Annotated in this window: 8 protein-coding genes; 5 read left to right on the plus strand and 3 right to left on the minus strand. The window is 63.8% G+C overall.

Translation table 11 applies throughout. The annotated features are described in order from the left end of the window. The first annotated feature begins 555 nt into the window (after positions 1–555). Positions 556–801: a hypothetical protein gene (locus OWC48_RS27765; RefSeq protein WP_282522823.1), complete on the plus strand. Its 246-nt coding sequence runs from the start codon at positions 556–558 to the stop codon at positions 799–801. A 163-nt stretch (positions 802–964) separates the two neighbouring features. Here OWC48_RS27765 and OWC48_RS27770 read toward each other — a convergent pair whose 3' ends face one another. Next, the gene (locus OWC48_RS27770) at positions 965–2,125 is read right to left on the minus strand and encodes a Spy/CpxP family protein refolding chaperone (RefSeq protein WP_282522824.1); all 1,161 of its coding nucleotides are present in this window, start codon (positions 2,123–2,125) and stop codon (positions 965–967) included. Positions 2,126–2,149: 24 nt separating this feature from the next. Between OWC48_RS27770 and OWC48_RS27775 the strand changes: the two genes are divergently transcribed. Together OWC48_RS27775 and OWC48_RS27780 are read left to right on the plus strand one after the other, a co-directional pair. Next, positions 2,150–2,518, plus strand: coding sequence for a hypothetical protein (locus OWC48_RS27775; RefSeq protein WP_282522825.1), 369 nt, complete (start codon positions 2,150–2,152; stop codon positions 2,516–2,518). A 215-nt stretch (positions 2,519–2,733) separates the two neighbouring features. Continuing rightward, a complete protein-coding gene (locus OWC48_RS27780) occupies positions 2,734–2,883 on the plus strand; it encodes a hypothetical protein (RefSeq protein WP_282522826.1) in 150 nt (49 codons plus the stop codon). Positions 2,884–3,262: 379 nt separating this feature from the next. Here OWC48_RS27780 and OWC48_RS27785 read toward each other — a convergent pair whose 3' ends face one another. Next, a complete protein-coding gene (locus OWC48_RS27785; RefSeq protein WP_282522827.1) occupies positions 3,263–4,450 on the minus strand; it encodes a 6-phosphofructokinase in 1,188 nt (395 codons plus the stop codon). 89 nt (positions 4,451–4,539) lie between these two features. Further along, complete coding sequence (locus tag OWC48_RS27790; protein ID WP_306664498.1) at positions 4,540–5,691, minus strand: fructose-1,6-bisphosphatase; 1,152 nt, start codon at positions 5,689–5,691, stop codon at positions 4,540–4,542. 625 nt (positions 5,692–6,316) lie between these two features. Between OWC48_RS27790 and OWC48_RS27795 the strand changes: the two genes are divergently transcribed. Further along, entirely contained in the window at positions 6,317–7,261 is a 945-nt protein-coding gene (locus OWC48_RS27795) for a hypothetical protein (RefSeq protein WP_282522829.1), read from the plus strand. 101 nt (positions 7,262–7,362) lie between these two features. Continuing rightward, a complete protein-coding gene (locus OWC48_RS27800) occupies positions 7,363–9,555 on the plus strand; it encodes an autotransporter domain-containing protein (RefSeq protein WP_282522830.1) in 2,193 nt (730 codons plus the stop codon). Positions 9,556–9,790: the final 235 nt, after the last annotated feature.

Raw genomic sequence — 9,790 nt, forward strand, 5'->3', positions numbered from 1 at the left:
CACGGCGGATGTACCCACGCCTGATGATCTTGGATGGCCCCGGCGCGCAATCGTCGGGGCCATTGTTGTGATCGGCGGGGGCAACGCTAACGACTTTTGCCGGAGGCCCCGGCGTGTTCCAGCCCCAGGCCCGTTCCATTGCGGCGACAAGGAAAGACCGCCCGAAGGCGGTCTTGCAGTCCAATGGGCCGGGCCAAAATAGTTTCGGGATCAAACCTTGTCCGGCCCGGTCTGATCGCCAGCTAACCACTATCCCGGGAAGGCCGCTGACAATTAAGATTTCAGTCCTGAAATGGAATGCACCTGCGGCTTGGGAACCCGCCGTCCGAGGCGAGTCTTGTTGCGTGCCTGTGTGCAGCGGTGGCCGAAGGGGCTGCGGCGCTGAGAACTTCGACTAGCTCTGAGGGCTGAAGCTGCTCACGTCGGTGAAAAGTCTGACGATTGCGCTATCATCGATTGACGTCAAACACCGGACTATCACTCGTCAATTCAATCTGCGAAATTGTGACGACACAAATGCGCTTGTAAACAAGCTGGCGCGAAGGGAGGTTGGCAGTGGAGGCAGTGGAGAGAGTGCAGCGCTTGCGTGCGATGGGTTCGCTGTGCCGCCAACAGGCCGCGTACAACAGCATGAACAAATGGAAGCTGCTCGCAGAAGCAGAATACTGGGACCACCTGGCCGATCTTGAGTTGTCTGCTCACTCCCAGCAATGCAACGCCGTCGGCTCGGATGAGAAAGAGCGGCCTCAAGCGATCCCAACCACGAATGACGCTGGACCGAAGACGATTTCCGTCGCGTGAGGTCAAGACGAAGCGGTTGTTTGCATCCCGTGCCACCGCACTTATCACAGAGAGAAGCGGCCCGGACACGCATGTTCTGGTCGAACTGTGGAGCAGGGCGATAATGGCACCCCGCGTCGTTCGGCCGCTGCTCACATTGCAACGAGAGAATGCGACGCCGCCGTCAAGGGCCTGCGAGCTGTTGCAGCGTGTTGAAGCGCGCCTTCTGCTCGCTGCTCAGCGTGGCATAGAACTCGTCCAGGGCGGGCTCGACCAGCTTGGCGGCCTGAAGCATGGCCTCGAGCCGGTGCTGCATCGCTTCCAGCCGTCCGACCGGCGTCAGCGGCACATCGTTCGGACAGGCTGCCTGTAGGCCCTCAACGCCCTTCGCCGTCGCTTCGCCGAGACGGTCGAGCGCCTCCTTCTGCTTGCCCGCGGGATGGAGCACAGCCTCGATCCTTTGGATCGGCAATTGGGTCAGGCCGGACTTCGGATCGCCGCAGCCTTCGGCACTGCCTTCCTGGGCACCGGCTTCCTGCTGCCGAGGCGAGCGGTCGCCGATGTTGGGGCCGAGCGCGTTGAAGCGGGCCTGCTGCTCGTCACTGAGCGAGTTGTAGAAATTCTCCAGTGCCGGTCGCACGATCTTGACAGCATCCAGTGTCGCGCTGACGCGGTTCATCATCGCCCGCAAGCGGCCGGGCGGCGTCAGTGCATAAGTATCAGCGCAGGAGTCCTTGAACACACCGGCAGCATTGGCCGCCGCGGTCTTCAACGCGTCGAGCAGCGCGCGTTGCTCCGCCGTCGGCCGCACCGCGCTCGTGATATCGTCGAGCGGCCAAGCAGTGACGCCCTTGTCCGGTGTGCCGCACAATTGCTGCAGCGTCTGCGGGCTCGCGCTGGCGCGCTGGCGCGCGCGGGTGCCGCCGCCGGCTTGCGGATAGTCATTCGGGTTGGTGCTGGCATAGGCGGAATAGGGACTGTCATCGCCCCAGAACACGGTGTCGACGAAGTCGTCATACGCGTACGCCCAATAGCCGGGCTCGTAAGCATAGGACCAGAACGTGTAGTCAAAAATGTCGGAATAGGCGTAGGGCCAGAACACGGGCCCAAGCCATGCCACGAACACCGCGGGATGGCGGTGTCGCCAGGCCTGCCGGGGAGCCCAGCCGCTCTGGCGGGCGACGAGGGCCGCCTGGGTTTGCGCAAGAGGCCGCTCGCGGAAGTGCGCGCCAAACCGCCCGCGCGCGGCGCCTGCCGCTGCAACTGTTGCAGCGGGGGCCTGCGGTCCCAGCCTCTGCTGGCGCGCCAGATCGCTCTGCTGTGCGCGTTGCTCGCGGTCGAGCAAGCGGTTCTGCGTCCGGAGTATCCGTTGCTGCTCGCGCTGCGCGCGTGCGCCTTCCGGTTTCTGCGACTGCAATGTCTGCACGCGCTGCTGCAGGCGATCGATGCGGGTCTGACGCTCCGTCGTCTGGCGCGACAGCATCACGCGCTGCCGTTGCTCGACGTGCTGCTCACGCTGTTGTACGCGCTGCTCGCGCTCCAGCTGCCTGTTCTGCGACTGCAGCAATCGCTGCTGATCGCGTTGCGCTCTCGCGCCTTCCGGTTTTTGCGACTGCAATGTCTGCACACGCTGCTGCAAGCGGTCGATGCGGCCCTGGCGTTCCGAGGCTTGGCGCGACAGCGTCTCGCGCGGCTGTTCCGGCCGCACGCTCGCAGCCGACGGTGCGCTTGGGTGTGAGGGGGCGGCGATCTGCGGCGTCGGTTGCGGTACCATCGCCGGACGTTGCGGCGCTGCCGGCGCGCGGTGGAATTCAGGCCGGGGCGCCGCCACGTGCGGGGTAGCCCGCTGCGGCGGTGCCGCGAAGTGCGGGGCCGGGCGCGGTGGCGGTGAGGCCATGCGAGGCGCCGGATTCGGCGCCATGGCCGGTCGCTGCGGCATGGCCGGAGGATGAAATGCCGGCGCGGCGGGACGCGCCATGGCAGGTGGTGCTGCCGGACGCGCCATCGCAGGTGGTGGTGCTGGCCGGGCTGCCGGCGCTGCAGCTGGACCGGGTGGCCCGCCTCTTCCATGTCCCTGGCCGGGTCCTTGGGCGAACGCACTGATGCTCGCCGTCAGCATCGAGACACCAACTAGAACAGCCGTCAGGCAAACGCCACGCGGAAGCATGATTGTCGCTCCCAGCTCGTAATCGCCCACGACGTTCAACGCACGGCTGGCGGAATCGTTCTTTGCTGGCCGCGGCCGGCATTGCGATCTTCCGACGCAGGCAGCTTCAGGAGAAATCCTGCGTCAGGGTGGTGGCGAACTGCTCCAGCGCCCAGTCGATTTCAAGCGGCTGTCCAGCTTGAGCCAATTGCGGGCGAGTTGCTGACGTCGGAAGACCTTGCAGGACTATGCCGGCTTCTCGGAGATCGAGATCTTCTCCAACGACTGGTGGGGCAATTGGACGAGGCGCTGCGCTGGCGCGCCCGGTCCGGCACGCTAGGACGCGCGGTTGAGAAAGATCGGCAGCCCCTGCTTGTTGGCGTAGATGGGGCGGTAGCGCTCCGTGTTGTAGCTGCTCGCAACGTCCAATTTGCGCGGACCGAGCTTGGCGTCAGGGATGGGCACGAGGTCGTAGCGGCCCTCGACCAGCGCCGACATGAGGCCGGTCTTGCTTTCCAGCATGGCATCGTAGGCCATGTTACCGAAAGTCAGGGCCACAAGCTTGTCGATGAAGTCCGGATCGCCCGATCGCAAATCGTAGGTGAGATCGGAGGTGATCGTCTCCTCCCCGGTACGCTGCTTGATCTCGTCAGCAAGCGATTCCGCCACGTTGGCCTTCTTGCGGTGACCGTAGGCGTCAGGCTCGCCGTATTCCCGCAGCTTGTAGCCTTCCCACTGAGCTCCCTCGCTGAGCACGATCAGCGCGTAGTTGCTTGGATTGGCGCGCTTGTCCTCGACGAGCAACTGGATCAGCTTGTCGAGGTCGACCTTATACTCCGGTATGACGCATCGTATCGAGGTCGCATACGCGGTGTAGAGTGCCGTAAATCCGGCATCGCGGCCAAAGACGCGGAAAATGCCAATTCGCTCATGCGAGCCGATGGTGGTGCGCTGCCGCTGGATGGCATCGCTGGCACGGGTGATCGCGGTCGAGAACCCGATGCAGTACTCAGTGTTGCGGACGTCATTATCCATCGTCTTCGGGATGGCGATGATCTTGACGCCGAGTTCGTTGAGCTTGGCCGCATAACTGAGCGTGTCGTCGCCGCCGATGGCGATCAGGTGTTCGATGCCAAGTCCCGAAAGGTTAGCGAGCACCCGGTTGGTGAGGTCCCACGTCTTTGTCGCGATGCCGCCGTTGGTGCTCAGCGAGACCGGCACATCATTGCCGACGAGATGATCTGGCAGCTTTTGTATTTTGGAGGGATTGACGCGGCTCGAGTGCAGCACGGTACCGCCGCGCCGGTCGATGGTTCGAGTGTTTTCACGGTTCAGCGGGATGACGTAGTGGGACCTGCTGTTAGGGTCGTCGAGGTTCAGGTGCGTGAGGGCCTCCCAACCACGGCGCAGACCGACAACTTCGATGTCGTCCTCACTGCCGCGATAAGTCACGCTCTTGATGACTGCATTGAGGCCGGCGACGTCGCCGCCGCCCGTGAGAATGCCGATGCGTTTCTTGGCCATATCCACCTCCGGATCGGCATGTCGTCATAGCGCCTGCATCTGTCGATTGAATGGTGAACGTCGCTCCAGCTTCTGATTGGAGGCGGTCGCTACTCGGCCGCTTCCGGTTTGCGGTCGTCGCGCAGTCGAAAGCGCTTCAGCAGTCCGGACACGGTGTCGCGGAAGCCGCCATATTCCAGTTCGGAATAGGGTAGCATGGCGGCGCCAGACCAGCCTTGGCTGCGCATCTCGATGGCCTTGCGCTGGGCGCGCCGGCGAACCTCATCCCATGCCTGGTTGTCGAAGAAATCGGTGTAGGACTCCGCAAAGCGGCCTTCCCTGTCGATCGAAAAGCCGACGCAAGAAACGATCGGCAGGCAGTACATGCCGGTAACGGGCGTGTTGAGTGGCACCGGCATGAGCGGCATCACATGCGAGCCGCGTGCATCGCCGCCCACGAAGTGCGCTTTGGCGAACGGCGAGATTATTTCCTCCGGAGCTGGGAAAATCCCCTGGTTCCTGACGATCGCGACTGGATCATCCTTGCCGGTGTACTTGCCTGCGATCGCGTGGAGGCGCTGTGCCGAAACGGCTACGACGACCTCGCCATGGGTTCGAGAAATGATGCGATCGATGCCGAAGCGCTCGTTGTCGCGAAGCAGGGCGGCGATGTGGTAGCTGTCGGCGGGTGCGTCGAGCTCGAGTAGGCTGTCGCCGGCTGTGTTGTCCATGTCGATGACATGGAAACGGAATCCCTTGATCATCGGAGGCAGCATCAGCCCAGCGCAGTACATAGGGTCGGCAAAGGCGAGATAGAGCGGCAGGTTGTAGGCGCCGGGGCCGCATTTGTCGGCCGCGAACACCATGAAGGACTCCGCGGGTCGCACGCCGGAGAGGCTGTGGTCGAAGCTGAGCTCGGCGACGCCTGGGCCGGCGCCGCGAATGTTCCCGGAAGGCGCGTCGGCGAGAAGATCCTGGCCAGCGCCATAGAGCCCTGAGCTTTTCGCGACCGAGGTGGCCGCGAGGAACGACTTCCAAGCGAGCTGATGTACCTCGGAGCTTCCTTCGCCCCGAGTGTGCGTCATGATGATCGCAATGTCGTCGCCGGTGTGGCAGATGAAACCGTCGATCAGCAGGCCATTGCAGATCGCCTTGGCAACCTCGCCCTCGACAGTCGCGATCATGCGTGAAGACGGTTTCGTATGCCCGCCAACGGAGCCAACGTCAGCTTTGATGACTGAAAGAGTGAGTCTCATGAGCATTTCTCCGATCCGCGCAGCTCATCGCCTCCGGCCTCAGCGCTTGCTGCGCCGGGCACGGCGCTGCTCATTCGCGGACAAAAACGTCCGTCGCTCCGATAGGTTCCACGCACGCCGTTCATCCGGTTGCCGGGATCATGCCGAGTTTTGCCTTAGGACCATGAGTCACTACTGTTTGCTGCGCTGCACGAGTCCGGTTCTGGCCGGACCGCTAACTCGTCGTTGGCTGCGGCCGGCATTGCGATCTTCCGACGCAGGCAGCTTCAGGACAAATCCTGCTATTCGAAGATCGAGATATTCTCCAACGACTGGTGGGGTAGTCCGATGGACGAGGTGCTGCGCACCTTGCTGCGACTCGACTTGGTCGCGAATGACCCGCAACGGACCTCGCCTCTTTGCCAACTGGTGACGTTCATATCCTGTCCGCGTTCCTCCTGTGATATTAGTGACGCAGTCGGCCAAATACGGCGGCGCGCTTTGTCGGATGACCGATATTGGTCGGACTCCGCGATGTTCCCCCGCTAGACCTGATACCGCAGAGCCCCGCTTAACGGGTTCATGCGCGACCGGCGCCACAACGGCGCAACGGAATTTCAAACGTCGCTATTTGGGCTGCGGGGAGATTTGTTTGTCTTATTTTGAAGCGTCTGAAGGCGCGCTGGAAACCGGCGCGGCCGTTGTTGCGCGCAAGCGATCGATTAGCCGCTTTGCGGCGCTGACCTTGGCCGCGTTGTCCCGCCGCCTGCTGGGCACCAGCTCCATGGTGGCGCTCGGACTGGTCCTGGCAACATCGACGCCATCGCGCGCCACCGACTGGACCGGCGGCACCTCAACCGACTGGTTCACCGCCACCAACTGGTCGGCCGGCGTTCCAACCAGCGCGGTCGACGCGAATATCGACACCGTTGCGCCCAATGCCACAGTGGTCGGAGCGGCCGGCGCGCAGGCGCGTAGTGTCTTTGTCGGCATTTCCGGCACTGGAAAGCTGACGATCCGGAACGGCGGCACGATGAGCAACGCCGGGTTCGGCTATTTCGGCTACGGTTTCGGCGCGACCGGCACCGTGACGGTGGATGGCGCCGGCTCGGCCTTGACCAATTCCAGCGACCTCTATGTCGGCTATTTCGGCGCCGGCACGCTGACGATCCGGAACGGCGGCACGGTGAGCACCGCCAACATCGGCTATCTCGGCTTCGTTGCCGGCTCGACCGGCACCGTGACGGTTGATGGCGCTGGCTCGGCCTGGACCAGTTCCAGCACGCTCGTTGTCGGCTATTCCGGCACCGGCACGCTGACGATCCAGAACGGCGGCAAGGCGAGCAACGTCGGCCACGCCTTCCTCGGCAACAATGCCGGCTCGACCGGCACCCTGACGGTTGATGGCGCCGGCTCGTCCTGGACCAATTCCGGCGTGCTCGTTGTTGGCGAATCCGGCACCGGCACGCTGACGATCGCCAATGGCGGCGCCGTCTCGCCGGCTTCGGGCATGCAAATCGCCCGTCAGGCCGGCTCGACCGGCACGCTCAATATCGGCGCCGCCTCGGCCAGACCGCGGCCGCGCCGGGCACTCTGACCACGCCCTCGATCGCGTTCGGGGCAGGCACCGGCCGCATCGTCTTCAACCACACCGCCTCGAACTACAACTTCGCCCCGACCATTTCCGGCGCGGGGTCGGTGACGGTGGAGAACGGCACCACCATGCTGACCGCGACCAACACCTATAGCGGGCCGACCACGGTCAATGGCGGCGTGCTGCAGCTCGGCAACGGCGGCACCACCGGCTCGATCCTGGGCAACGTGCTCAACAACGCCACGCTCGCGTTCAATCGCTCCAACGCCTACCAGTTCGACGGCGCGATCTCCGGTACCGGCGGCGTGCAGCAGAACGGCGTCGGCACAACTGCGCTCACAGCCGCCAACACCTATGCCGGAGCTACGACGATCAATGCCGGCACGCTAAGGGGCGCTGCGGCGAACACATTCAGCGCTACGAGTGCGACGACAATCAACACCGGTGGCACGCTCGATCTCGGTTTGCTGGGACAAACGATCAATATCGCTTCGCTATCGGGCGGCACGTTGGCCAACGGCGCGTTGACCGGCGCAGTGACCTCAAGCGGCGGCACGCTGAACAGCCTCGGCGGCGCCATGACGCTGACGGTGAATAGCGGCGCGACCAATGTGACGGGCACCAACACCTTCACAGGCGCGACCACGGTCAACGGCGGCCTGCTCTCGGTCAACGGCACGAGCACGGCCAGCGCGGTGACGGTGAATGCCGGCGGCACGCTCGGCGGCAACGGCACGGTCGGCAACACGACCATCAATGGCGGCACGCTGGCGCCCGGCAATTCGATCGGGACGTTGACCGTGCAGGGCAATCTCGTGTTGACGGCCGCATCGAGCTACATGGTCGAGGTATCGCCTTCGGCGGCCGACGGCACCAACGTCACCGGCGTGGCGACGTTCGGCGGCGCCACCGTCAAGGCATCTTTCGCAGCCGGGACCTATGTCGCAAAGCAATACACCATCCTCAACGCCACCGGCGGTATCGGCACCAGCAAGTTCGGCTCGATCGTCAACACCAACTTGCCGGGTGGATTCACGTCGAGCCTGAGCTATGACACCAACAATGCTTATCTCAATCTCGCTCTCAGCTTCGTGCCGCTGACCGGGACGGGTCTCAACATCAACCAACGGAACATCGCCGACTCGATCGTCAATTTCTTCAACACCAACGGCGGTATTCCGCTGGCGTTCGGCGGGTTGACGCCGGCGGGACTGGCCCAGATCTCCGGCGAGACCGGCACGGGATCGCAGCAAACCACGTTCAACGCCATGAACCAGTTCATGGGTCTGCTGACCGATCCCTTCGTCGACGGTCGCGGCGATGGCGTTTCAGCGGGATCATCCGCGGGCGCATCGGCCTACGCCTCGCAGGACAGACCGCGTTCCGGTGCGGCGCGGGACGCCAATGCGATGTTCACCAAGGCGGCCGTCATGGCCGATCCGTTCGCGCAGCGCTGGAGCGTGTGGGCGGCGGGCTATGGCGGCTCGCAGACCACCGATGGCAACACGACACTCGGCTCCAACAACACGACCAGCCGCATCGCAGGCACCGCGGTCGGCGCCGATTATCGTATCTCGCCGAATACGCTGGCGGGCTTTGCGCTGGCGGGCGGTGGTACGAACTTCAGCGTCGTCAATGGCGGCTCTGGCCGATCTGATATGTTCCAGGCCGGCGCCTTCATCCGGCACAATGCGGGTGCGGCGTATCTCTCCGGCGCGCTGGCCTATGGCTGGCAGGACATCACCACCAACCGCACCGTGACGGTGGCCGGCATCGACCAGTTGCGCGCGCAGTTCAACACCAATGCGTGGTCCGGTCGCGTCGAAGGCGGCTATCGTTTTGTCAGCCCAGGGATGGGCGGGGTGGGCATCACGCCTTATGCCGCAGGCCAGTTCACCACCTTCGACCTGCCGGCTTATGCCGAGCAGGCAGTAACCGGCGCCAACACGTTTGCGCTGGCCTACGGCGCGAAGAGCGTCACCGATACGCGCAGCGAACTCGGCCTTCGCAGCGACAAATCATATGCGATGCCGGACGGAATCTTCACGCTGCGGGGGCGCCTGGCATGGGCGCAGGATTTCAATCCCAACCGTAATATCGGTGCGACGTTCCAGACGCTGCCGGGCGCATCCTTTGTCGTTGGCGGCGCCGCGCAAGCCCGCGACTCCGCGCTCGTCACCGCCTCTGCCGAAAAGAAATGGCTGAACGGCTGGTCCGCCGCCGCCACCTTCGAGGGCGAGTTCTCCGACGTCACCACCAGCTACGCCGGCAAGGGCGCGGTGCGGTATTCCTGGTAAATTGACGACTTCCGGTTTTGGCCCATCGCGTCGTTTCGCGGCGGTGCGGAATTTGATCGCTACCAGGGCACAACGGACATTGGGCGAGCCTGCACCAATCAAGCTCGCTTTATGATGGGGTGGACGCCCCGCCCGACGGCATCGATGTGCCAAAGTGGAGTTGTTGAGCACCACTTAAGGGAGGCGTCCGTGTCAGAGGTTATCATAATCGGTCTGGATATCGCCAAGCATGTTT

The organism is Bradyrhizobium sp. Arg816, from assembly GCF_029989365.1.
GTDB lineage: Bacteria > Pseudomonadota > Alphaproteobacteria > Rhizobiales > Xanthobacteraceae > Bradyrhizobium.